25 protein-coding genes are annotated in these 22801 nt (G+C 61.4%); 23 read left to right on the top strand and 2 right to left on the bottom strand.

Annotation, left to right across the window (positions count from 1 at the left end; all coding sequences use genetic code 11):
- The first annotated feature begins 54 nt into the window (after positions 1–54).
- The 7 genes from ffh (at position 55) to trmD (ending at position 5616) form a co-directional block, all read left to right on the top strand.
- The gene (gene ffh / locus E5720_RS02225) at positions 55–1611 is read left to right on the top strand and encodes a signal recognition particle protein (RefSeq protein WP_136169302.1); all 1557 of its coding nucleotides are present in this window, start codon (positions 55–57) and stop codon (positions 1609–1611) included.
- A gap of 6 nt (positions 1612–1617) precedes the next feature.
- Positions 1618–2700, top strand: coding sequence for an amidohydrolase family protein (locus E5720_RS02220; protein WP_136169301.1), 1083 nt, complete (start codon positions 1618–1620; stop codon positions 2698–2700).
- Complete coding sequence (locus E5720_RS02215) at positions 2697–3527, top strand: CPBP family intramembrane glutamic endopeptidase (protein WP_136169300.1); 831 nt, start codon at positions 2697–2699, stop codon at positions 3525–3527. The genes E5720_RS02220 and E5720_RS02215 overlap by 4 nt, the downstream gene beginning before the upstream one ends.
- Positions 3528–3655: 128 nt before the next feature.
- Positions 3656–4147: a 30S ribosomal protein S16 gene (gene rpsP / locus E5720_RS02210; protein ID WP_136169299.1), complete on the top strand. Its 492-nt coding sequence runs from the start codon at positions 3656–3658 to the stop codon at positions 4145–4147.
- The gene (locus E5720_RS02205; RefSeq protein WP_003939023.1) at positions 4144–4386 is read left to right on the top strand and encodes an RNA-binding protein; all 243 of its coding nucleotides are present in this window, start codon (positions 4144–4146) and stop codon (positions 4384–4386) included. The genes rpsP and E5720_RS02205 overlap by 4 nt, the downstream gene beginning before the upstream one ends.
- Before the next feature lie 11 nt (positions 4387–4397).
- On the top strand, positions 4398–4931 hold the full coding sequence (gene rimM / locus E5720_RS02200; RefSeq protein ID WP_136169298.1) for a ribosome maturation factor RimM: 534 nt from the start codon (positions 4398–4400) through the stop codon (positions 4929–4931).
- A 4-nt stretch (positions 4932–4935) separates the two neighbouring features.
- Entirely contained in the window at positions 4936–5616 is a 681-nt protein-coding gene (gene trmD, locus E5720_RS02195) for a tRNA (guanosine(37)-N1)-methyltransferase TrmD (protein ID WP_136169297.1), read from the top strand.
- 10 nt (positions 5617–5626) lie between these two features.
- On the opposite strand, the gene E5720_RS02190 is transcribed toward trmD, so the two are convergent.
- Positions 5627–6598, bottom strand: coding sequence for a serine hydrolase (locus tag E5720_RS02190; RefSeq protein ID WP_136169296.1), 972 nt, complete (start codon positions 6596–6598; stop codon positions 5627–5629).
- A gap of 64 nt (positions 6599–6662) precedes the next feature.
- Here E5720_RS02190 and E5720_RS02185 point away from each other — a divergent pair, with 64 nt between their 5' ends.
- The 14 genes from E5720_RS02185 (at position 6663) to E5720_RS02125 (ending at position 19928) form a co-directional block, all read left to right on the top strand.
- Positions 6663–9008, top strand: coding sequence for a Tex family protein (locus E5720_RS02185; protein WP_168708265.1), 2346 nt, complete (start codon positions 6663–6665; stop codon positions 9006–9008).
- A 77-nt stretch (positions 9009–9085) separates the two neighbouring features.
- Positions 9086–9931 carry a hypothetical protein gene (locus E5720_RS02180; RefSeq protein ID WP_210729940.1) on the top strand — a complete coding sequence of 282 codons (846 nt, stop codon included), beginning with the start codon at positions 9086–9088 and terminating at the stop codon, positions 9929–9931.
- Between the two features lie 151 nt (positions 9932–10082).
- Complete coding sequence (gene rplS / locus E5720_RS02175; RefSeq protein ID WP_136169295.1) at positions 10083–10424, top strand: 50S ribosomal protein L19; 342 nt, start codon at positions 10083–10085, stop codon at positions 10422–10424.
- A gap of 175 nt (positions 10425–10599) precedes the next feature.
- Positions 10600–11382 carry a signal peptidase I gene (gene lepB / locus E5720_RS02170; RefSeq protein ID WP_136169294.1) on the top strand — a complete coding sequence of 261 codons (783 nt, stop codon included), beginning with the start codon at positions 10600–10602 and terminating at the stop codon, positions 11380–11382.
- A 14-nt stretch (positions 11383–11396) separates the two neighbouring features.
- Positions 11397–12137 carry a ribonuclease HII gene (locus E5720_RS02165; RefSeq protein ID WP_136169293.1) on the top strand — a complete coding sequence of 247 codons (741 nt, stop codon included), beginning with the start codon at positions 11397–11399 and terminating at the stop codon, positions 12135–12137.
- A 40-nt stretch (positions 12138–12177) separates the two neighbouring features.
- A complete protein-coding gene (locus E5720_RS02160) occupies positions 12178–12483 on the top strand; it encodes a DUF2469 domain-containing protein (protein WP_084348597.1) in 306 nt (101 codons plus the stop codon).
- A gap of 10 nt (positions 12484–12493) precedes the next feature.
- Complete coding sequence (locus E5720_RS21555) at positions 12494–12652, top strand: hypothetical protein (protein WP_168708264.1); 159 nt, start codon at positions 12494–12496, stop codon at positions 12650–12652.
- A gap of 242 nt (positions 12653–12894) precedes the next feature.
- Positions 12895–13233, top strand: a complete 339-nt coding sequence (locus tag E5720_RS02155) for an Lsr2 family protein (protein WP_136169292.1) — start codon at positions 12895–12897, stop codon at positions 13231–13233.
- 289 nt (positions 13234–13522) lie between these two features.
- The gene (locus E5720_RS02150; RefSeq protein ID WP_136169291.1) at positions 13523–13876 is read left to right on the top strand and encodes a YraN family protein; all 354 of its coding nucleotides are present in this window, start codon (positions 13523–13525) and stop codon (positions 13874–13876) included.
- Positions 13876–15384 (top strand): YifB family Mg chelatase-like AAA ATPase, encoded by a 1509-nt coding sequence (locus tag E5720_RS02145; RefSeq protein WP_136169290.1) that lies wholly within the window; start codon positions 13876–13878, stop codon positions 15382–15384. The genes E5720_RS02150 and E5720_RS02145 overlap by 1 nt, the downstream gene beginning before the upstream one ends.
- Complete coding sequence (gene dprA, locus E5720_RS02140) at positions 15381–16505, top strand: DNA-processing protein DprA (RefSeq protein WP_136169289.1); 1125 nt, start codon at positions 15381–15383, stop codon at positions 16503–16505. Before E5720_RS02145 ends, dprA begins: the two co-directional genes overlap by 4 nt.
- 94 nt (positions 16506–16599) lie before the next feature.
- A complete protein-coding gene (locus E5720_RS02135) occupies positions 16600–17370 on the top strand; it encodes a siderophore-interacting protein (RefSeq protein WP_136169288.1) in 771 nt (256 codons plus the stop codon).
- Between the two features lie 96 nt (positions 17371–17466).
- Positions 17467–18396, top strand: coding sequence for a tyrosine recombinase XerC (locus E5720_RS02130; protein ID WP_136169287.1), 930 nt, complete (start codon positions 17467–17469; stop codon positions 18394–18396).
- A 140-nt stretch (positions 18397–18536) separates the two neighbouring features.
- The gene (locus E5720_RS02125) at positions 18537–19928 is read left to right on the top strand and encodes a MinD/ParA family protein (protein ID WP_247596135.1); all 1392 of its coding nucleotides are present in this window, start codon (positions 18537–18539) and stop codon (positions 19926–19928) included.
- 82 nt (positions 19929–20010) lie between these two features.
- On the opposite strand, the gene E5720_RS02120 is transcribed toward E5720_RS02125, so the two are convergent.
- Positions 20011–20523 carry a M23 family metallopeptidase gene (locus E5720_RS02120; RefSeq protein ID WP_136169286.1) on the bottom strand — a complete coding sequence of 171 codons (513 nt, stop codon included), beginning with the start codon at positions 20521–20523 and terminating at the stop codon, positions 20011–20013.
- Between the two features lie 333 nt (positions 20524–20856).
- Here E5720_RS02120 and rpsB point away from each other — a divergent pair, with 333 nt between their 5' ends.
- Both rpsB and tsf read left to right on the top strand, forming a co-directional pair.
- Positions 20857–21756: a 30S ribosomal protein S2 gene (gene rpsB, locus E5720_RS02115; RefSeq protein ID WP_136169285.1), complete on the top strand. Its 900-nt coding sequence runs from the start codon at positions 20857–20859 to the stop codon at positions 21754–21756.
- A 108-nt stretch (positions 21757–21864) separates the two neighbouring features.
- Positions 21865–22689, top strand: coding sequence for a translation elongation factor Ts (gene tsf / locus E5720_RS02110; RefSeq protein WP_136169284.1), 825 nt, complete (start codon positions 21865–21867; stop codon positions 22687–22689).
- The last annotated feature ends 112 nt before the right edge of the window (positions 22690–22801 follow it).

Raw genomic sequence — 22801 nt, 5'->3', positions numbered from 1 at the left:
CCTGCTCTACACGTTGTTCAGGCCCCATTCGCAATCGGCTCAGGAGTGCAATCGGTGTTCGAATCCCTTTCCGACAGGTTGACCGGGACCCTCAAAGACCTGCGTGGCAAGGGGCGTCTGTCGCCTGCCGATATCGATGCCACCGCCCGCGAAATTCGACTTGCCCTGCTCGAAGCCGACGTGGCGCTTCCAGTGGTGCGAGAGTTCATCACGCGTATCAAGACGCGAGCCAAGGGTGCCGAGGTTTCCGGCGCGCTCAATCCTGCCCAGCAGGTCGTCAAGATCGTCAACGAAGAACTCGTCGGAATTCTCGGCGGCGAGACCCGCCGACTTACCTTCGCGAAGACACCTCCGACCGTCGTCATGCTGGCAGGCCTACAGGGCTCCGGTAAGACCACGCTTGCGGGCAAGCTCGCCAAGTGGTTGAAAGATCAGGGGCACACGCCTCTCCTGGTCGCCTGCGATCTGCAGCGTCCGGGCGCCGTCACTCAGCTTCAGATCGTCGGAGAACGCGCTGGCGCGACTGTCTTCGCCCCGCACCCGGGCACGTCCATCGGAGGCGGTGAGAACGCGCTGGGAGTCTCTGCATCCGATCCTGTCGAGGTTGCTCGTGCAGGCGTTGCCGAGGCCCGGAACAAGCAGTACGACATCGTCATCGTCGATACGGCAGGCCGGCTTGGAATCGATACCGAACTGATGACTCAGGCCGCGGGCATCCGAGACGCGGTCCAGCCGGACGAAACCCTGTTCGTCCTCGATTCGATGGTCGGACAGGACGCCGTGAGTACGGCGCAAGCTTTCCGTGACGGTGTCGGATTCACCGGTGTCGTGCTGACAAAGCTCGACGGAGATGCACGTGGCGGCGCGGCACTGAGTGTGCGTGAGGTGACCGGTGCCCCGATCATGTTCGCATCTACGGGTGAGAAGCTCGAAGACTTCGACGTGTTCCACCCCGACCGGATGGCCAGTCGAATTCTCGGAATGGGTGATGTTCTCAGCCTCATCGAGCAGGCTGAGCAGCATTTCGACGCGGAACAGGCCGAAGCGACCGCGAACAAGATCGGGTCGGGGCAGCTGACGCTGGACGACTTCCTCGAACAAATGATGGCCGTTCGCAAAATGGGCCCGATCGGCAATCTGCTCGGGATGCTTCCCGGTGCCGGCCAGATGAAGGAACTGGCCAATGTGGACGAGAAGCAACTCGACCGCGTGCAGGCGATCATTCGTGGCATGACGCCACGCGAGCGCACCGACCCCAAGATCATCAATGCCTCCCGCAGGCTGCGCATCGCCAACGGATCCGGTGTCAAGGTTTCCGACGTCAACCAACTCGTCGACCGCTTCTTCGAAGCGCGGAAGATGATGTCGGCCATGGCAGGTCGCATGGGGATGCCGGGCGCGCGCAATCAGGTCCGCAGCAAGAAGGGTAAAAAAGGCAAGAAGGGTGCTCGTGGCCCAACCCAGCCGAAGATCCGTGGCGGTTTCCCGGGCATGCCGGGTGGCATGCCCGCCGGTATGCCCGATCTATCCGGTATGCCCAAGGGCCTCGATCAGATTCCGCCAGGCCTCGAAGGCATCGACCTGTCCCAGCTGAAGCTGCCCAAGAAGTAGACCGAGATGGTCGGATTCAGAGTTCGGGGTCGGGTATTGCCGTCCGAGGAACTCATCGAACTGTGGATCGTGGATGGCCTCGTCTCGGTGGAACCAGTAGTCGGTGCGCAGTCACTGTGCGAGGACGGCTGGATTCTCCCCGGTCTCGTCGACGCGCACTGTCACGTCGGTATCAAGTACGGCGGCGGGCACGAGGACCTTCCCGGCGCAGTCGAGCAGGCGAAGACCGAGCGTGATGTCGGAGCATTGTTGCTTCGTGATGCCGGATCGCCCATCGACACCAGAGAACTCGACGAGTACGAAGAACTGCCGCGGATAATTCGCGCCGGACGGCACATCGCCATGCCCAAGCGGTACATCCCGGGTTTGGCCGTCGATATCGAGGACGAATCGCAACTGCCGGAAGCTGTTGCGCAGCAGGCGCGATCGGGTGACGGCTGGGTCAAGCTGGTCGGTGACTGGATCGACAGAAGCGTCGGGGACCTCAGCCCGCTGTGGGACGAGGCGATCCTGAAGAAAGCAATCGATGCAGCACACGCCGAAGGTGCGCGGGTCACCGCGCACGTGTTCGGTGAGGACGCGTTGCCGGGCTTGATCGGGGCCGGGATCGACTGCATCGAGCACGGCACCGGGCTGACGGACGCGACGATCGAGCAAATGGTCGAGCATGGAACCGCCCTTGTTCCGACGCTGATCAATATCGAGACGTTTCCCGATATAGCGGCTTCGGCCGGCAAGTATCCGGTCTACGCGCGACACATGCGGGAACTTCACGGTCGAGTGGCGTCGACCATAGGACGAGCACACGATGCCGGTATACCGATCTTTGCGGGGACCGATGCAGGCGGCTCCATCAGGCACGGACGGATCGCCGAGGAGGTGCAGGCACTCGAACGCGTGGGTATGACCGCGACCGAAGCTCTGGGAGCTGCGTGCTGGGACGCTAGATCTTGGCTCGGTCATCCCGGACTCGAGCACGGAGCGTCAGCCGATCTGCTGATCTACACGACGGATCCACGCAGGGGGCCGGATGTGCTGTCGACGCCCGACGTCGTAGTACTTCGTGGTGTGCCGATCGAACGAAAATGACCTGGCCGGGCCCGAGCGACCCCGAGAATCTTCCGCCGAGCTGGGCCGGGATGGCCCCGATGAACGCTGTTCATCACCAGAGCACCGGGTACTCGGATCGCTACTGGCGGGCCGAGTCGCTGGCTGCGAAACGGCGAGGCGGTCAGAGATGGGGAATTCCAGCAGCGGCGGCCGTGCTTGCCCTCAACCTCGCGGGCTTCCTCGCGTTGCCGTGTTTGATCGACACCGACTCCTCGCCCGCCTACGTTCTGGCGATCATGCTTCCCAGTGTCCTGGCTGCGAGTCTTGCATTCGCGATCACCGCGCGCCGAGGGAACGGCCCCGTCGTGGACTTCGGCCTGCCGACCTCGCTGTCCGAATGGGGAGTTCAGGTTCGATCAGGAATCGCCTGGGGTGCCGCTGCCTTGGTAGGTGGCCTGTTACTTGCGCTGCTTGTCTTGGCTCGTACCGATCTCGAGAGTGGATCACCGCTCGGAAACCTGCTCGCCATACCCACACCCTGGAAAGTCGTATTGGTGGCGTGGATCTGGATCGGCGCCCCGTTCTGCGAGGAAGTGATGTTCCGGGGGATGCTGTGGGGTGCGCTCGAACGGCGTGCAGCGCCGATGCGGATGTCTTGGTTGGGAAACAGATGGGTCGTTCTGGTGGTCACGGCAGTCGTGTTCGCGCTGTGGCACCGCGAAGGATGGCGTTTCTTAGTATTGGTGTGGGGCGGATTCGCTATCGGCATCGCCCGAATGCGGACCGGTTCGGTAGTGGCATCCACTACCGCTCACTCGGTGAACAACACCCTGCCGGCACTGGCGATTCTCTCTCTGGCAGAATAGGCAGCTGTTCGCCCGTCCACCGGTTACGTACCGCACGGCGGTCACAACACCTCCATCGCAAAACCGGGTGCGCATCCCAAGCGCACCGCAGAATTGCGGCGTGACCAACTCGAAAGGCTCTATTTTTCATGGCTGTCAAGATCAAGCTCATGCGTATCGGCAAGATCCGCACCCCGCACTACCGCGTCGTCATCGCTGACTCTCGCACTCGCCGCAACGGCCGTGCGATCGAGACCATCGGCAAGTACGAGCCCAAGCAGGACCCCAGCATCATCGACATCGATTCCGAGCGTGCACAGTACTGGCTCGGAGTCGGCGCTGTCCCGACCGAGCCCGTCGAAGCACTGCTGAAGATCACCGGTGATTGGCAGAAGTTCAAGGGCCTTCCGGGCACCGAGGGCACGCTCCGCTTCGCTGAGGCCAAGCCTTCCAAGCTGGACCTCTTCAACGCTGCTCTGGCTCAGGCCGACGCCGAGCCGCTCGGCGACGCTACGACCGCCAAGAAGAAGAAGGCTCCGAAGGCCGACGAGGCTGCAAAGTCCGATGAGACGGCCAAGGCCGACGATTCAGCTGCTGCCGAGACCGCAGAAGCTCCGGCCGCCGAGGCTGCTGAGAAGTGAGTGCCGTTGTCGCCGACGCCGTCGAACATCTTGTTCGTGGCATCGTCGCCAATCCTGACGACGTGCGCGTCGAACTGATCACCGGACGTCGTGGGCGCACCGTGGAAGTCCACGTGCACCCAGACGATCTGGGAAAGGTCATAGGACGCGGCGGTCGGACGGCAACTGCGTTGCGCACCTTGGTCTCCGGAATCGGCGGTCGCGGCATTCGCGTCGACGTCGTCGATACCGATCAGTAGGTAATCTCGCAATGGAGCTCGTAATCGGTCGTGTCGCCAAGTCGCACGGCGTCAAAGGCGAAGTGGTAGTCGATGTTCGCACCGACGAACCGGACGAACGCTTTGCTGTAGGAACGGTGCTGCACGGGCGTAAGCCGCGAGTATCGACCGATACAACCGAATACACGGTAGAAGCCGCCCGGGACCACTCCGGGCGGCTTCTCCTGCGCTTGAAAGGCGTCGACGACCGCAGCGTGTCCGACGCTCTTCGCGGCACACTGTTCGTGATCGATTCCAAAGATCTGCCGACCTCGTCGGACGATGACGACGAATTCTACGACCATGAGCTCGAGGGACTGTCGGTCCGTCTGCTCGACGGAACTGTCATCGGTACGATCCGAGAGGTGCTGCACTCGGCGGCGGGGGAGTTGTTGTCCATCCGCCCCGCTGACGGCAGCCGCGCAGAGTTACTCGTGCCGTTCGTCGCCGCGATCGTGACGTCGGTGTCGCTTGCCGACGGCGTCGTCGTGATCGATCCGCCCGAGGGTCTACTGGACCCGGAGTAGCACGGTGCAACTCGATATCGTCACGATATTTCCCGAGTACCTGACACCCCTTCGAACTGCTTTGCTGGGCAAGGCAATCGACAAGGGGCTTGTCTCGGTGGGGGTTCACGATCTGAGGTCGTGGACCAACGACGTGCACAAAGCCGTCGACGATTCGCCCTACGGTGGTGGCCCAGGGATGGTCATGAAATCCACGGTCTGGGGTGACGCACTCGATGACGTACTCGCAGAAGATTCACTTTTGGTAGTTCCGACGCCGGCTGGTGTGCCCTTCACACAGCGCACCGCAGAGCGGTGGGCGGACGAACGTCATCTGGTGTTTGCTTGTGGCCGGTACGAAGGCATCGATCAGCGAGTCTTCGACGACGCAGCTCGACGAGTTCGTGTCGAAGAAGTGAGCATCGGTGATTACGTTCTCATCGGCGGCGAGGCCGCAGTCCTGGTGATGAGTGAGGCCGTTGTACGGCTCCTGCCGGGTGTGCTCGGCAATCAGCAATCGCACCAACAAGATTCGTTCTCCGATGGTTTGCTCGAGGGCCCGAGCTACACCAGGCCTGTGAGTTGGCGTGGACTCGACGTTCCCGACGTACTTCTCTCCGGTGACCATGCGCGGATCGCAGCGTGGCGCGCCGAGCAGTCCCTCCGACGTACTACCGAGCGTCGGCCGGATCTCTTGTCGGACTGAACTTTTCGGGTCATGAGATAGGCGAGCTGCCGATCGCGCCATCCGGAAACAGCATTGTCACGACGCCGGTGAGCGTGTCGCGCGCGTGCTGAGCGCTACTGTCGTCGGTGACGTCTACGACCGCGGTGTCCGGATAGTGCTCCATATCGTCCTCGTAATGAATCTCCTCGCGAGAAACGAATGCCAACACGTAGCGATTGTCTGCGCCTACTGTGCCTGTCGAGAGATGGATCCACCGGTCGGCGATGCAGCACATCCACCCCTGTTTGACCGCGTAGACCGGCTCGGCCGGTAGGCCGTCGACAATGCCGAAATGCTGGTGGTACCCGTCGGTCGCCACCGGAGCCGATTGACGAAGAAGCCCGATCATCGTTGCGGTCGACGCAGGCGAGAGTCCACCGACGCCGTCGAGCAGTCGTGTGTAATACGCAACTAGGTCTGCTGCGGTCGACATCGTGTTCCACCACAGGTCATCCCACGGCGGTGTGGTCGCCGTCAATCCGTAGCGCTCGCTCACACGCGTGATGATCTCGGACCCGCCGTACTTGTCCCACAAGTAGTTTGCGGCAGAGTCGTCCGAGGACTCGAGCATCGTCTTCAACGACTCCAGGTCTTCTTCGGCAACCGGAACCTGGCTCACATCCGCCCCGTGCAGAACGTCGTCGGCGATGAACAACTTGGATACCGACGCTGTTTCGATCGGTTCGGCATCGCCGCTGGCAAAGTACGCACCGGTCTCGCGATCGAGGAAAGCAAAATCGACCTCCGCGCCACGCCCGAGGGCCGACGCCACGGCTTCGGGGATACGCGAGTCGATAGACATGTCTTCGACGGTGGCCGTGTCGGGAAAAGGTGATTCGGAGGTATCGATCGCGAGCGCGGCCGGTGTGTCGTCGGGGGCACTGCATCCTGTGGAAAGAATCGATACCGCGGCGACAAGTGCCGTGAAAGACACCGCCAGGACTTGCAACGGCCTGGACATGTCTGCAATCTCCCACGATGGTCACTGATGTTGTCGTCATAGAGTAGCGGTAGGGTCCAACGCCGTGACGACTGCTCTGAAATCTGTGAACAAGCGTATAGCCGAAGAACTCGACGTCCGCGAGGAGCAGGTCCGCGCGGCCGTGGATCTGTTGGACGGCGGTTCGACCGTTCCGTTCATCGCTCGGTATCGGAAGGAGGTCACCGGCAGCCTCGACGACGCCCAGCTCCGCCAGCTAGACGAGCGTCTGCGGTACCTCCGCGAACTCGACGAGCGACGTGATGCGGTCATCGATTCGATTCGATCCCAAGGCAAGCTCGACGAGGCACTAGAGCAGTCCCTGATGCTGGCCGAGACGAAAGCCCGAGTCGAGGACATCTACCTGCCGTTCAAGCCGAAGCGCAGAACGAAGGCTCAGATCGCGAGGGAGGCCGGGCACGAGCCTGTTGCCGACGCACTCATCTCCGATCCGAATACCGACCCGGCGCAGTACGACACCGAACAACTCGATGGTGCACGCGCAATCCTCGTCGAACGTTTCGCGGAGGATCCGGACCTGGTGGGCGAACTTCGTGAGCTCATGTGGACCCGCGGCAAGTTGACGGCATCGGTCCGTAAGGGCAAGGAGGACGAAGGCTCCAAATTTGCGGACTACTTCGAGTTCTCCGAGCCCTTCACCAGCTTGCCTTCGCACCGGATTCTCGCTGCACTGCGTGGGGAGAAGGAGGAGATTCTCTCCCTGGGCCTCGAGCCGGAGCAGGAGGAAACGCAGCCTGGAGTACCCACGGTCTACGAAGGGCGAATCGCGAGGAAGTTCGACATCGCCGATCGTGGCCGTGCCGGTGACCGCTGGCTCCTCGACACCGTGCGTTGGGCATGGCGGACCAAGCTCCTGGTGACCATGGCGATAGATGTTCGTATGCGCCTTCGGCAGTCCGCCGAAAAGGACGCGGTGGATGTGTTCGCGTCCAACCTGAAGGACCTGTTGCTTGCCGCTCCTGCAGGCAACCGTTCGACGATGGGTCTCGATCCGGGATTCCGGACAGGCACCAAAGTTGCAGTGGTGGACTCGACCGGCAAGGTCGTCGACTACGACACGATCTATCCGCACAAGCCTCAAGGAAAATGGGACCAGGCGCTCGCGACCCTGGCGGCGTTGGCTTCGAAACATTCGGTTCAGTTGATCGCGATCGGAAACGGCACGGCCTCACGCGAAACCGACGCGCTCGCTGCGGAGCTCATCGCCAAATACCCTGCGGCAGGATTGACCAAGATCGTTGTTTCCGAAGCTGGCGCATCGGTGTACTCGGCATCGGCTTACGCCTCGAGCGAGTTGCCCGAGCTCGACGTGACTATTCGCGGGGCGGTCTCCATTGCACGACGGCTCCAAGATCCGTTGGCGGAGCTGGTGAAGATCGATCCGAAATCCATCGGGGTCGGCCAGTACCAGCACGACATTTCCGAGGCGTTGTTGGCGAGGTCCCTCGGTGCTGTCGTGGAGGATGCCGTGAACGCCGTCGGGGTCGACGTCAACACAGCCTCCGTTCCACTGTTGTCCAGGGTGTCGGGAATTGCTGGTTCGCTAGCCGAAAGCATTGTTGCGCATCGTGATCAACACGGTCCTTTCGCCAGTCGCTCCAAGCTCAAAGATGTCGCACGGCTGGGTCCGAAGGCGTTCGAGCAGTGTGCAGGATTCCTACGCATCGTCGACGGGGACGATCCGCTCGATCGGTCGAGCGTGCACCCTGAGGCATACCCGGTAGTTCGGCGCATCGTCGACACGGCCGGTGTGGGGGTACGCGAGGTGATCGGCAACAGCGCATTACTGCGCACGCTCGATCCACGAAAGTTCGCCGACGATCGATTCGGCCTCCCCACCGTCACGGACATCATTGCCGAACTCGAAAAGCCGGGTAGGGATCCGCGTCCGGAGTTCAAGACTGCAACCTTTGCAGCAGGTATAGAGAAGGTCGCGGATTTGAAGCCGGGAATGACGCTCGAAGGCGTGGTGACGAACGTCGCGGCGTTCGGCGCCTTCGTCGATGTGGGCGTACATCAAGACGGTTTGGTGCACGTTTCGGCGTTGTCGCACAACTTTGTGAAGGATCCACGCGAGGTCGTCAAGTCGGGGCAGGTGGTCAAGGTCAAGGTCATGGAGGTCGACATCGCGCGTCAGCGCATCGGCCTGAGCTTGCGCCTCGACGACGAACCCGGTGCCGGATCGAAGGACAAGCCTCGTGGTGGTCAGTCGGATCGGCGCCAAGGGCCACGCAAGGAAGGCCGCGGTGGTGACAATCGCCGTGGTGAGAATCGCGGTGGTGACAATCGCGGAGGGGCTGCGCGCCAAGCCAGTACTCCGGTGGGAGGCTCCATGGCAGACGCGCTCCGGAACGCAGGATTCGGCAAATAGAGTTTGCCGCGGTGAATGAAATCAGGATCGTGCGCATTCGACAGATGTCCGAATGACTTCAGGAAGGGTGGGCCACGATGAGTGAGTGGCTGGAGGGGGAGATCATCGAGCACGGGCGCCTCCCGCTCCTGTGCTTCCTCATCGGTTTCGTGGTCGGGTTTGCTGTCATTCGACTCAGCGTTCGATTGATCCGGGCTCAGGTGAAGTGGTGGCCGGGAAACATCACTCCGGGTGGTCGACACATCCATCACGTCGTGTTCGGGATCGTGCTGATGCTCGTCGCCGGCATTGCTCTCATCACGGTGTACGAGGACGCATCGACCGAGACCGGCGCCGCACTCGCTTCGTTGTTCGGGGTCGGCGCGGCGCTTGTGCTGGACGAGTTCGCATTGATCTTCTACCTCGAGGATGTCTACTGGTCCGAACAAGGCAGAACGTCGATCGATGCGGTATTCGTCGCGACGGCGGCTACAGGTTTGCTTCTGCTGGGATTTCACCCACTCGAATTCTTGAACGTCACCGACATTCGCCGCGACCCCAACCCATGGGTCAGGGCTGGATACACAGTTCTCGCCCTCTTTCACCTTGCGGTCTGCGCGGTCGTCGTGCTCAAGGGGAAGATCTGGACGGGATTGATCGGATTGTTCGTCGCGCCGATTCTCTACGTCGGTGCGATCCGGCTGAGCAGGCCCGGCGCGCCCTGGGCGCGCTGGTACTACACGAGCAGGCCCAAGCGGATGGAGCGTGCACTTCGGCGCGAGCGAACCATCAGACGTCCGAGCATCAGGGCGAAGGTCTACCTTCAAGACCTGATTGCAGGGAAACCGAGTATCGTCCATGCCGTCGAAGCGACGGAAGACGAACTGGACAGGACGGTCCGGCCGGCGGCGCCACCTCTGGTGCCGGTGGCCTCCGCAGAGTGACGCGATTTCGCAACCGGGGTCTCTCTCTGGCACAATAGGCGGGTTGCCTGTGCAAGGCACAACCCTAATCGGAGTACGAACCAGCCGAGTCTCGTTCGCGGGGCCGCTCGGTTCCTCTGCTCGTGCGAAGAACGCAAGGATGGACCTACCGATGAACACTCTGGACTTCTTGGACAACAAGTCGCTTCGCAGCGACATTCCTGATTTCCGCCCAGGCGACACGTTGAACGTGCACGTCAAGGTTATCGAAGGCTCGAAAGAGCGCATTCAGATCTTCAAGGGCGTCGTTATTCGTCGCCAGGGTGGTGGCGTTCGTGAGACGTTCACCGTCCGTAAGGTTTCTTTCGGTGTCGGTGTCGAGCGCACCTTCCCGGTTCACAGCCCGAACATCGCCGAGTTCGAGGTTCTGACTCGTGGAGACGTGCGTCGCGCGAAGCTGTACTACCTCCGTGACCTTCGTGGCAAGGCCGCCAAGATCAAGGAAAAGCGCTGATTGCGGTCAAATCCGCCCAGCTTCGAAAAGCGCCGCATCGTCCCTCGGGGCGGTGCGGTGCTTTTTTTGGTTCTCATCACGGTGACTCGTTCGGTCGGCACGCGTCGGTGCGCCGTTCGAAGCCCACAGAGACTGCGACTGATAAACACACAAAGACTGGGGCTAATCTAGTGCCGTGCCAGATTCCCAGCAGGATCCGAACCGGCCGTCCGACTCGCACAGTGAGAAATCGGAAGAGACGCGTCGTGAGAAGAAGCCTCGATCCTTCTGGCGTGAACTGCCGATACTGATACTTGTCGCGTTGGTTCTGAGCTTCCTGCTCCAGACATTCGTTGCACGCGTGTATCTGATTCCGTCGGAATCGATGGAACCGACACTGCATGGCTGCGCCGGGTGCACCGGGGACCGCATCGTGGTGGAGAAGATCGGTTACCGCTTCGGAGACCCCAAGCCGGGCGACGTCATCGTCTTTCGTGGCCCTGACTCGTGGAACAGCGACTTCACCTCCACCCGGTCGTCGAACGCGATAATCCGTGGCGCCGAGGAAGTCGGCTCGCTGATCGGTGTCGTCGCACCGGACGAAAACGATCTCGTCAAACGCGTGATCGCCACCGGGGGACAGACCGTAGAGTGCTGTGACGCTCAGGGGCGTGTGCTGGTGGACGGTAAGCCGCTCGACGAACCCTATATTCAGATGGACTTCCCGTTTACGCCTGACGTCATGACCTGCGATACCGAGCTGAAGTCCGGTCGTTGCTTTGCGCCTGTAACCGTGCCCGAGGGCAACGTCTGGGTCATGGGTGACAACCGAAGCAATTCGGCCGATTCGCGGTTCCATGTCTCGGACGAGCTGATGGGGACCGTGCCGATCGACAATGTGATCGGTAAGGCGTTCCTCATCGCACTGCCGCCATCGCGGTTCGGCACCCTCGACTCGCCCGACATTCAGGGACAGTGAGCTGAACACGGGCAATGAGTAGTTCGAGTCGATCACGAGGTCGTCCACCGTGGCCACCGCGTCCTGTCATTCGTCGCTCTTCCGGGCTGCGGACGATGGAGTCGGCACTCGAACGCAATGGACTGGGGCCGGTGGCAGGTGTCGACGAAGCAGGGCGGGGTGCATGTGCCGGCCCGCTGACCGTCGCCGCCTGTGTGCTCGGCGGGAAAGCGCACCCGGCGCTGGCCGATCTGAATGATTCGAAGAAGTTGACCGAGAAGCGTCGTGAGGAGCTGTTTCCGAAGATCCAACGGCTGGCGCTCGCCTGGAGCGTGGTGTTCATCGATGCCGAAGAGATCGATCGAATCGGTGTCCATGTCGCCAACATCGAGGGAATGCGAAGAGCTGTGGCAGGTCTCGAGATGATGCCCGGATATGTTCTCACGGACGGATTCCGGGTGCCAGGACTGCCGGTTCCCTCGCTCCCGGTGATCGGCGGCGACGCGACGGCGGCGTGCATCGCCGCGGCCAGTGTTCTCGCCAAGGTCTCGCGAGACCGAGTGATGGTCGAGATGGATGCAGAAATCCCTGGTTACGGTTTCGCGGTTCACAAGGGTTACAGCACCAGAGCTCACACGGTAGCAATGTCGGAACTCGGGCCGTGCTCCCAACACCGAATGTCGTACGCGAACGTTGTGGCTGCCGCGGCAGGCAGAACCGACGAAGTAGCGTCGGTCCTGGGCCGAATGGACTGCGATGAACGCAATGCGCGATGATTGAACTTCATGCCAGCCGACGGAGGATGAGAAAAAACCGATGAGTGCCGAGGATCTCGAAAAGTACGAAACCGAGATGGAACTCTCGTTGTATCGGGAGTACCGGGACATCGTCGGTCAGTTCAACTATGTGGTCGAGACGGAGCGCCGGTTCTATCTCGCCAACTCCGTCGAGCTCATTCCACACAACGCGGACGGCGAGATCTATTTCGAACTGCGAATGTCCGATTCCTGGGTGTGGGATATGTACCGACCGGCACGTTTCGTCAAGCATGTTCGGGTGATCACATTCAAGGACGTCAACATCGAGGAACTCGAGAAGACCGACCTGCGTTTGCCCGAGTAGACCATTTCCCGTGTCGGTAACACTGTGGCTGCTGTTGATCGCTGCCGGTACCTATCTCGTAGGCCGACGACGCTCGCGCAAGACCCTCGTCATGTGTGCTCAATTGATCGGCGCAGCCGCGCTGTGCTTCGTACTCGGTCAGGTTTTGTGGTCGATTGTGCAGCAGTAACTTTTCAGCTCAGTGAATCGCCGCAATCGGTGATCGAATAACGTGAGCGTTAATTCCACATTGTCTGCAGGACAGAGGAATTGGCTGCTCGCATCTTTTGTGGATGTCTCGAAATCGGCTGTATTTGCTCGATATGAAAGCTGAAACGTTGCTGTGGATTTCTGTCCAATGTTGGGAGAATGAGCCAATTGGTGGTAGAAACGGCTCTATAAGCACTTCCCCCGACTGTTAGAGGTTCGGACATGGCACGCAAGACACTCGTCCAAATGATCGATGATGTCGACGGTTCGGTCATCAAGGACGGACAGGGTGAGACCATCGAATTCAGTATCGGTGGCAATCAGTACAGCATCGACCTGAACCTGAAGCATGCAAACGAACTGCACGAGCAGTTGGCATTCTGGATCGAGCATTCAGAGAAAGTATCGGGTCGTCGAGCACGCAAGACTTCACCGACGTCCGCTCGTGGCAAGGTCGACCTGCAGGACATTCGCGCATGGGCGCGGGAGAATGGTTATGACGTGAGCGCCCGCGGTCGAATCAGCCAGGACGTGCAAGCAGCGTACGAAGCAGCGCACTGAGTTCATCCCGCTAGGGATTTCATCCACGTAGCTGGACTTCGAGCAATGCCCCGACCGAGAAGGTCGGGGCATTGCTTTGTTTGTGGTGCCTTCGGGGGTGTAGTGCCATGCACATGGGTACGACACGTAGTCCCCCCGGAGAGTCGAATTTCAGTGGTAGTCCACAGGTGATTCACTTGTACACAGGGTGATTCTCGAGCTGCGAGTATGCGAATCCTCGGTCCTTTGTTGGCGCATCGTCGGTTGCGGGTTCGGCAGATCGGCGAACCGACGACCGTGGGGGAGTGCGATGTCCAATTCGGACTTGGGGGCGCGCGGGGAGGCTTTGGCCGCTCTGCGCCTGGTCGATAGCGGAATGGAAATAGTAGAGAGAAATTGGCGATGCCGGTACGGGGAACTCGACATAGTTGCGCGTGAGGGCGAGGTTCTCGTCTTCGTCGAGGTGAAAACTCGTTCGGGGACCGGCTACGGAACACCGGCAGAGTCGGTGACGTACGCGAAACAACAGCGAATACGTAAGCTCGCGCTGGCCTGGTTGGAGGACCGTGACAGCCCCTGGGTAAGAATGCGTTTCGACGTGGTCGCCATCATGATGGCACGAGGTACCGATCCGGTAGTGACACATTTGCGTGGGGTGTTCTGATGGCACTGGGTCGCGCTTTCTCGGTGGCCGTGTCCGGTGTGGATGGCCAAGTAGTGGAGATCGAAGCAGATATCGGTCGCGGATTGCCGGGAGTTCATTTGGTAGGACTCCCGGACACAGCGTTGAACGAGTCACGAGATCGAGTAAAAGCGGCCGTAACGAATTCTGGCAATAGTTGGCCGGATTCTCGGGTAATTCTGGCACTATCCCCGGCTACTTTGCCGAAAGTAGGCTCCGTCTACGACCTCGGCCTTGCGTTGGCGGTTTTGGATGCAGCCAGACAGATCCCGCGGCGATCACTCGAAAAGACCGTGTTCCTAGGCGAATTGGCATTGGACGGACGCCTTCGTCCGGTGCGCGGCGTTCTGCCGGGTGTGTTGGCAGTCAAACGGGCGAGGTGGTCACGAGTGGTGGTGCCGATCGGCGCACTGGCAGAAGCAGGTCTTGTCGACGGTATCGAAGTGCTCGGGGCAGGTTCGTTGAAGGAAGTCGTCGAATGGCTCCGGGGGGAAGTCGAATTGAGCCGACCGATTCCCGGGCAATTCGGGCAAGACGTGTCATATCCGGATATGAGCGAGGTAGTCGGCCAGTCCGAGGCGAGGTGGGCCTTGGAAGTCGCTGCGGCCGGTGCGCATCACGTCATGCTGACCGGACCTCCGGGAATCGGCAAGACGATGTTGGCACAACGACTCCCAGGAATTCTCCCACCCCTGACCGAATCGGAAGCATTGGAGGTGACCGCAATTCATTCGGTTGCAGGCTTGTTGACGACAGAGCGGCCGTTGATTTCTTCGCCACCTTTCATCGCACCGCACCATTCGACATCGGTGAGCGCGCTCGTGGGCGGTGGAACCGGAATGGCGAAGCCAGGTGCCGTAAGTCGAGCGCACCGGGGCGTCCTCTTCCTCGACGAATGTGCCGAGATGGGTCTGAAAGTGTTGGAGGCGTTGAGAACTCCATTGGAGGACGGTGAGATCAGGATTGCGCGACGCGATGGCGTGGCGCGGTATCCGGCACGTTTTCAATTGGTGTTGGCTGCGAATCCGTGCCCATGTGCACCGGCCAGAAACGCCGATTGTGTTTGTGCGCCGATGGTTCGACGAAAGTACCTCGGCAAGCTGTCCGGTCCGCTTCTCGACCGCGTCGATCTGCGCATCGCCATGATGGGAGTAGCTACCGGTGCTTTGACGGACGAACTCGGAGAGACCACCGAGCACGTGCGTGCCCGCGTCATCGCTGCACGCGAGCAGGCAGCCGAACGTTGGCGCGAATACGGATGGCGGACGAACGCCGAGGTTCCTGGGCCTGCGCTGCGGCAGAAGTTCACGCTCTCGCGTGAAGCCTTGGTGCCGGTCGAGAGAGCGCTTCGTAATGGTTCGCTGACCGCCCGAGGTGCCGATCGTGCACTTCGTGTGTCCTGGACTTTGAACGATCTGGCTGGAGGAGACATGCCCGGCATCGGAGAGGTGGGAGCCGCTTTGGACTTTCGAGACAGGGGGACGAGGTGACCACGCACGATCCACGTCGCCTGGCCTGGGCGTACCTCTCCCGCGTTGCTCAGGGTCCGCATCGAATACTTCGCGACTTCGCAGCCGAGGCAGGTCCCGAGGGCGCCGCCGATGCCGTCTCCCGTGGGGCCCTTGGGGAGCGACTACAGGTTCGCTCGCATATCGACACTGCACAAGCGGATCTCGATCTTGTTGCATCTCAGGGTGGTCGGCTCATCACCCCCGATGACGACGAGTGGCCGATGTGGCAACTTCTCGCGTTCGACGGCGCTGGGATGCCGGTGGGCACCGATCAATGTGCACCTTTGGCCTTGTGGGTTCTCGGCGCAGTTTCGGTTGCGGAGTTGACGGAACGAGCCGTATCGATCGTCGGTACGCGTGCCGCCACTTCGTACGGCGAGCACGTGACTGCCGAGATTGCCGGAGATCTGGCAGTCGACGGGTGGACGATTTTGTCGGGGGCGGCATTCGGGATCGATGCGGCCGCTCACCGGGCAGCATTGGGCGTGGGTGGTTCGACGGTGGCGGTGCTGGCTTGCGGAGTCGATCGAGCATATCCCTCGGGACATTCCCGCTTGCTTCAACGAATCGCCCAGACGGGGGCCGTGATCAGTGAGTACGCCCCCGGTACGACGCCGGCCAAACATCGCTTTCTCGCTCGCAATCGTTTGGTCGCAGGCCTCGGGTCGGCTGTGGTCATCGTGGAGGCCGGTTGGCGCAGCGGTGCACGCAACACAGCAGGGTGGGCTCGCAAACTCGGACGGCCGGTACTTGCGGTTCCCGGTCCGGTGACTTCGGCGGCATCGAAGGGGTGCCACCGAATGATTCGTGAAGGCGAAGCGTGTTTGGTTGCCGATGCTCATGACGTGGTCGCCGAAGCAGGAATCGCGGGGGAGACCGACGAGGGGAGACCCTCGATGTTTCGCGAGATCGATGCACTGTCCGAGTCGGCGTTGTTGGTGTACGAGGCGCTACCTGCGTCCGGAACGCTATCGCCGCGTGAGCTTTCCAGTGTGTCCTCGTTGCCTCTGGCTACTGTTCGATCGATATTGCCGCTGTTGGAACTGGACGGGTTCGTAGCCAGTGACGAGACCGGGTGGTCCAGGGTGGTTCGCCCGTGAACGATCTGGGGAACCGCCGAGAACGGTATGGTGTTAGGTAACACTTACTCTTCTAAGCAGTAAACGTATGTCAACAGCTCGGAAAGGCTGAAAAGTGGCACGACGCAAAACCGTCTTGACCGTCCTCCGTACGGAATCACTGACTCCTCACATGCAACGGGTGTACCTCGGCGACCCAGGATTCGACGACTTCCAACCGGTCGACTTCACCGACTCGTACGTGAAGCTCGCATTCGGCTCGGAGGACGAGGAAGTCAAGCGCACCTACACGGTCCGATCCGTCGATGTCGACGCTCGCGAGATTGCGATCGACTTCGTCGTCCACGGCGACGAGGGCATTGCCGGACCGTGGGCGGCCAACGCGAAGGCAGGCGACCGCATCGGCCTGTATGGCCCCAACGGCGCTTACAAGCCGCGTCCAGAGGCGGATTGGCATCTTTTTGCCGGCGACGAATCTGCTATCCCCGCCATCTCCGCAGCGGTCGAGGCACTGCCGGAAGACGCGATTGCGAAGGTGTTCGTCGAGGTGTCGGACCGCAAGGACGAAATCTACATGGAGACGCTTGCACTCGTGGACGTGACGTGGATTCACCGTGGGGCCGGTTCCGGCGAGGTCGGTGACGACAAGGCCGGGGACAACTCACCACTGATCGAGGCTGTTCGAAATACCGAATGGCTACCTGGCCAGGCCCAGGTGTTCATTCATGGAGAAGCGCAGGCTGTGATGCACAACCTGCGTGGCTACGTGCGAAAGGACCGAGGTGTTCCTGCCGAGTGGGCCTCGATCTCCGGCTACTGGAGACGCGGGCGAACCGAGGAGACCTTCCGCGTGTGGAAGCGTGAGTTGGCCGAGGCCGAAGCGTGACCGCGAGCGACGGACGTCTTGTCTCGGCGGATAAACAAGGTGGGATGTCCGGCGCGGCTGGTTGCTCCCCTTCAGTGCAGCGGTAAGGCTGTGTCAATGGCCGACGACGAGCTCCCACCGACGCTGCGCGTACACCTCGAGGAGTATGCCGAGCATCTCGAAATCGGACGCAACCGATCGGTGAACACCGTGCGCGCATACGTGGCCGATGCAGAGTCATTGCTCCGTCATCTCATCCGACGTGACGCGTCGGCAACGCTGGCCGACCTCGATCTACGGGTGCTCCGGTCCTGGCTGGCGGATCAGGCTCGGCACGGATCCGCTAGAACGTCGATGGCCAGACGCACGTCTTCGGCTCGCGCCTTCACCGCATGGCTCACTCGCAGTGCCCGCATGACTTCCGATCCAGCGCTGCGTCTGGCAACACCGGCGGTCCGGCGCTCACTGCCCTCGGTTCTCAAGCAGAGTCAAGCCTCCGAGGCGCTCACCCAGGCCCAATCCGGAGCGGCAGAGCTGGATCCACTTGCACTACGCGACCGCCTGATCGTGGAAATGTTGTACGCCACCGGAATCCGAGTCGGTGAACTGTGCGGACTCGACCTCGACGACATCGATACCGATCGACGAGTGGTCCGCGTGATCGGAAAGGGTGACAAAGAACGTTCGGCACCGTACGGAGTTCCAGCGGCGCACGCTCTCGAGGCTTGGTCGTTACACGGGCGTCCGGCGCTGACGAACGAACGTTCGGGACACGCGCTGCTTCTGGGTCGCAGAGGCGCCCGTATAGATCCCCGCCAGGCCCGGACTGCTGTGCACGAGGTCGTGTCGGCGGTACCCGGTGCGCCCGACATAGGGCCACACGGGTTGCGGCACTCCGCGGCCACGCACCTTCTCGAGGGCGGTGCAGACCTTCGTGTGGTGCAGGAGTTGCTCGGGCATGCTTCCCTTGCAACCACTCAGATCTACACTCACGTGTCGGTGGAGCGATTGCGGGCGGTACACGACCAAGCTCATCCGCGAGCGTGAACCACGCCTGTCACGGGTGAGTTTGGTAGCGTCGTGGCGAAACAAACCGCACGCAAAGTATTGTGTTGCGTAACTGCTGCTCAGTTCGAAAACTGCAGTGGAGTCCAAAGCTGAAGTCGAAATCCGGATACGGGGGGACCGTGGACCGCGAACAACCACAAGGCGCTAGCGCCGCGTGGTCGATCCGTGCCCAGGCGAGTTCTGGTCATCCTTTCCGATCGAACTCGTCGCCGATCGAGCCGGTGTGGACACAGGCATCGTCCGCCGACTCGGGCTCGCGTAGCGGCGAACCCGCGACCGGCGACCGGCAAGTACCCCCGTGGCAATCGAGTCGGTCGGCCGATCGCCAGGCGCCATCGCGCTACGCCCCACCCTCGCAAGCAGTTCCCGACCCTGCTCGCAACGATCGCGTCGATGACTGGACCCCACCGTGGTCGGGTCCTTCTCCCGCCCGTTCCCAGCAGGTTCAGCCCGTCAGCGGTCGAACCCCCAGTAGTCGAACCCCCAACGGTCATCCGCCCGGCGAGCCGGCATCCGGTGCGACACCGGGACCGGATCTGCCGTTCGGAGCGCAGTACCAGCCGACCAGCCAGGATCTTGCTCCCGACACCCTTCTCAAGCGTCCGCGGCGCACTTCCTCGTCGGGCTGGCGCAAGGGAGTACATCGACTTACCGGTGGGGTGATCAATCCTGGTGAATCGACTGCGGAGGAGCGCTACCGCAACCAGGTGGAGCGCATAAGGCAACCGGTCCTGGGTGACTACCGCATCGCGTTTCTCTCGCTCAAAGGTGGCGTCGGCAAGACCACGACGACCCTGGGCCTCGGTTCGACTTTCGCGTCGTTGCGCGGTGACTGCGTAATCGCGGTAGATGCGAATCCCGATTTCGGAACCCTGGGTGAACGGGTTCCGCGTCAGACCTCGTCGACAGTGCGCGATCTGCTGGCGGATGCTCCCAACGTTCGACGCTATTCCGACATTCGTGCGCATACCTCGCAGGCGCCGAGTCGATTGGAAGTTCTTGCTGGAGAACGTGATCCCGCGGCGTCGGAGATGTTCGGCGAAGAGGACTACCGTTCCGTCATCGATATGCTCCAGGTCTACTACAACTTGATCTTGACCGACTGCGGCACGGGCATCATGCACTCGGCGATGAACGGCGTGCTGCAACTGGCAAACGCACTCGTGCTCGTCTCCTCACCCGCCGTCGATGGCGCGCGTAGCGCAGCGGCCACGCTCGATTGGCTTCAGCTGCACGGCTATGGGCACCTGGTCGAGCGCACAGTCGTCGTGATCAGTTCGGTTCGGCCCGGTTCGTCCGCAGTCGATATGAACTTGCTGACTCAGCATTTCTTGGAACGGTGCCGCGCAGTGCTCGTCGTACCGTTCGACGAGCATTTGGCCGAGGGTGCCGTGGTCGATCTGGACCTTCTTCGCCCGCAGACACGCTCGGCGTTCGTAGAGCTTGCGGCGATGGTGGCCGATGACTTTCCGGCAGCCTCCGGACGGCATTCGGGGCCGAGTTGGCGCTGAGCCGGATGCGCCTGGCTCACGCATATTTATCCCTCGATTCGTGGGCCCATTCGAATTCAGTTGTGGTCGAACCTTGGTCGAGCTATTTCGCGTGAAGAGGCTTTAGCCGAATCGGTGTGAAGTTGACCAGCGTCAACGGGTCGAGGTACTCCCGGCCTCGTCGCACACCCCAGTGCAGACACACTTCCGTGCAGCTTGGATGGCCCGGTTCCAGCGTGCCGATAATCTCTGAGGCTCTGACCCGCATTCCGGCGTGGACCGAGGCGGTCACCGGTTCGTAAGTGGTGCGAAGTCCACCTGGGTGGTCGATCGAGACCACGGGTTTTCCTGCTACTCGGCCCGCGAACACGACTGTGCCAGGCCCTGCTGCGCGTACTGCCTGATTGGAGTTCCCTGCCAGGTCGGCGCCGCGATGGCCGGGGAGCCAGTCATGCTCGGGAGGGTCGAAAACGTTGACCACTGGCGGTCGTGGTGACAACGGCCAGTGAAATGCCTCCGACGCGCTCGGAGGCGAAGCCCCGGACGCAGAGACGTCGGCCAGGCCGGCGGCGGCCGCGATCAGCGTGATGACGAGGGCTGCTGCCAGGACTTTCATGGCGTTCAGAATGTCGGTTCAGGTAATTCTTCAGGGTGCGGTTGTACGGCCTGTGGACAGATGAAAAGTTTGTCCACATATCTCGTCGCCCCTTGACCTGCGCCCTGGTTATGAGCTGCGGCTTTCAGGCCGTATGCTGTCGGAGCGACCTGTGTCCGCACGGGTCGACTTCGCGCGTCCGCGTCTTGAGGCAGCCATTTCGATAATGGAAGTCACATATCCGGTTGTCGGCGGTCCCACTTTTTTCGAGTGGGTTCGGCAACCAGCGGTCGCCAGGGCAGGGGTCGAACGACACTCTGCGTCAACCGGCAAATGAAAGCGAGTTATTCAGCCATGGCTGTAGTAACTATGAGGCAGCTGCTCGACAGCGGCACGCACTTCGGACATCAGACCCGTCGTTGGAACCCGAAGATGAAGCGCTTCATCTTCACCGACCGCAACGGCATCTACATCATTGACTTGCAGCAGACTCTGACCTTCATCGATCAGGCCTACGAGTTCGTCAAGGAGACCGTCGCCCACGGTGGCACGGTTCTGTTCGTCGGCACCAAGAAGCAGGCTCAGGAGTCCATCGCCGCTGAGGCAACTCGCGTGGGAATGCCCTACGTGAATCAGCGCTGGCTCGGTGGCATGCTCACCAACTTCCAGACGGTCCACAAGCGTCTCATCCGCCTCAAGGAGCTCGAGGCAATGGAGCAGACCGGTGGGTTCGAGGGACGTACCAAGAAGGAAATCCTCATGCTTACGCGTGAGATGACCAAGCTGGACCGCACCCTCGGCGGAATCCGTGACATGGCCAAGGTTCCCTCGGCCATCTGGATCGTCGACACCAACAAAGAGCACATCGCCGTCGGCGAGGCTCGCAAGCTGAAGATCCCGGTCATCGCGATCCTGGACACCAACTGTGACCCTGACGTCGTCGACTACCCGATCCCGGGCAACGATGATGCAATCCGCTCCGCAGCACTGCTGACCAAGGTCGTTGCATCTGCAGTGGCCGAGGGCGTACAGGCTCGCGCGGGTCTCAACACTGCTACCGACGCGAAGCCCGAGGTCGGCGCAGGCGAGCCACTCGCCGAGTGGGAGCTCGAGCAGCTTGCACAGGCATCTCCCGCAGCGGCTGAGACGCAGGAAGCTGCAGCAGAGGCACCCGTTGCCGATGCTGAGGCACCTGCCGCTGAAGCACCCGCTGCTGATGCGCCTGCCGCTGAAGCACCAGCAACAGAGGCTTGATCGATTGGGTCCTGATAGGCGTGACCCACGCCTATCAGGACCCTTTCTGCAGTATTCGAGAACTTTTATGCTCTGCCCACCCACAGCATTCGAGGAGGCTCGCTCAACATGGCGAACTACACCGCCGCTGACGTCAAGCGGCTCCGTGAGCTCACCGGCTCCGGAATGATGGACTGCAAGAACGCTCTAGCCGAGGCCGATGGAGACTTCGACAAGGCTGTCGAGCAACTACGCATCAAGGGCGCCAAGGACGTCGGCAAGCGTGCCGAGCGGTCCACCGCCGAAGGTCTCGTGGTCGCCAAGGGCGGAGTGCTACTCGAGATCAACTCCGAGACCGACTTCGTCGCCAAGAACGAAGAGTTCCAGACGTTCGCGAACTCCGTCGCTGCTGTTGCCGCCGAAGGCAAGCCCGCCGACGTCGAGGCATTGAAGGCACTGAACCTCGACGGAAAGACCGTGGACGCGGCGCTGGGCGAGCTGTCGGCCAAGATCGGCGAGAAGCTCGAACTCCGACGAGTCGCGTCGTTCGAGGGCCCGGTTGCGATCTACCTGCACAAGCGCAGCGCTGATCTGCCGCCGGCTGTCGGCGTAATCGTGGAATACACAGGTGAGGGCGAGGCTGCTGCTGAGGCTGCTCGCAGTGCTGCGATGCAGGTTGCCGCGCTCAAGGCCAAGTACGTCACGCGTGACGAGGTTCCTGAGGACATCGTCGCTTCCGAGCGTCGTATCGCCGAGGAAACCGCTCGCGAAGAGGGTAAGCCAGAACAGGCACTCCCGAAGATCATCGAAGGCCGTGTCAACGGATTCTTCAAGGATGTCGTGCTCACCGAGCAGTCCTCGGTTCAGGACTCCAAGAAGTCCGTGAAGGCGATCCTCGACGACGCCGGTGTCAAGATCACGCGTTTCGCACGGTTCGAGGTCGGCGCAAGCTGATCGCGGGTACCGAGCAAATTTTTTGAGGTTGCCGTTCGCTCGACTCCGGTCGAGCGGACGGCAACTTTTTGTTTGCTGCCACGCCATGATGTGTCGCGTCAGCCGGGTGTTT

The sequence above is a fragment of the Rhodococcus sp. PAMC28707 genome, from assembly GCF_004795915.1.
Classification (GTDB): Bacteria; Actinomycetota; Actinomycetes; order Mycobacteriales; family Mycobacteriaceae; genus Rhodococcoides.
This window is presented reverse-complemented; position numbering and strand designations above follow the sequence as displayed.

Excerpts from the sequence above, each read along its gene's own strand:
- tsf (WP_136169284.1), top strand. The coding sequence starts at position 21,865 with ATGGCGAACTACACCGCCGCTGACGTCAAGCGGCTCCGTGAGCTCACC.
- rplS (WP_136169295.1), top strand. The coding sequence starts at position 10,083 with ATGAACACTCTGGACTTCTTGGACAACAAGTCGCTTCGCAGCGACATT.
- E5720_RS02190 (WP_136169296.1), bottom strand. The coding sequence starts at position 6,598 with ATGTCCAGGCCGTTGCAAGTCCTGGCGGTGTCTTTCACGGCACTTGTC.
- E5720_RS02130 (WP_136169287.1), top strand. The coding sequence starts at position 17,467 with ATGGCCGACGACGAGCTCCCACCGACGCTGCGCGTACACCTCGAGGAG.
- E5720_RS02180 (WP_210729940.1), top strand. The coding sequence starts at position 9,086 with ATGAGTGAGTGGCTGGAGGGGGAGATCATCGAGCACGGGCGCCTCCCG.
- E5720_RS02155 (WP_136169292.1), top strand. The coding sequence starts at position 12,895 with ATGGCACGCAAGACACTCGTCCAAATGATCGATGATGTCGACGGTTCG.
- E5720_RS02160 (WP_084348597.1), top strand. The coding sequence starts at position 12,178 with ATGAGTGCCGAGGATCTCGAAAAGTACGAAACCGAGATGGAACTCTCG.
- rpsP (WP_136169299.1), top strand. The coding sequence starts at position 3,656 with ATGGCTGTCAAGATCAAGCTCATGCGTATCGGCAAGATCCGCACCCCG.
- E5720_RS02150 (WP_136169291.1), top strand. The coding sequence starts at position 13,523 with ATGTCCAATTCGGACTTGGGGGCGCGCGGGGAGGCTTTGGCCGCTCTG.
- rimM (WP_136169298.1), top strand. The coding sequence starts at position 4,398 with ATGGAGCTCGTAATCGGTCGTGTCGCCAAGTCGCACGGCGTCAAAGGC.
- E5720_RS02220 (WP_136169301.1), top strand. The coding sequence starts at position 1,618 with ATGGTCGGATTCAGAGTTCGGGGTCGGGTATTGCCGTCCGAGGAACTC.
- E5720_RS02215 (WP_136169300.1), top strand. The coding sequence starts at position 2,697 with ATGACCTGGCCGGGCCCGAGCGACCCCGAGAATCTTCCGCCGAGCTGG.
- E5720_RS02165 (WP_136169293.1), top strand. The coding sequence starts at position 11,397 with ATGAGTAGTTCGAGTCGATCACGAGGTCGTCCACCGTGGCCACCGCGT.
- E5720_RS02145 (WP_136169290.1), top strand. The coding sequence starts at position 13,876 with ATGGCACTGGGTCGCGCTTTCTCGGTGGCCGTGTCCGGTGTGGATGGC.
- E5720_RS02120 (WP_136169286.1), bottom strand. The coding sequence starts at position 20,523 with ATGAAAGTCCTGGCAGCAGCCCTCGTCATCACGCTGATCGCGGCCGCC.
- rpsB (WP_136169285.1), top strand. The coding sequence starts at position 20,857 with ATGGCTGTAGTAACTATGAGGCAGCTGCTCGACAGCGGCACGCACTTC.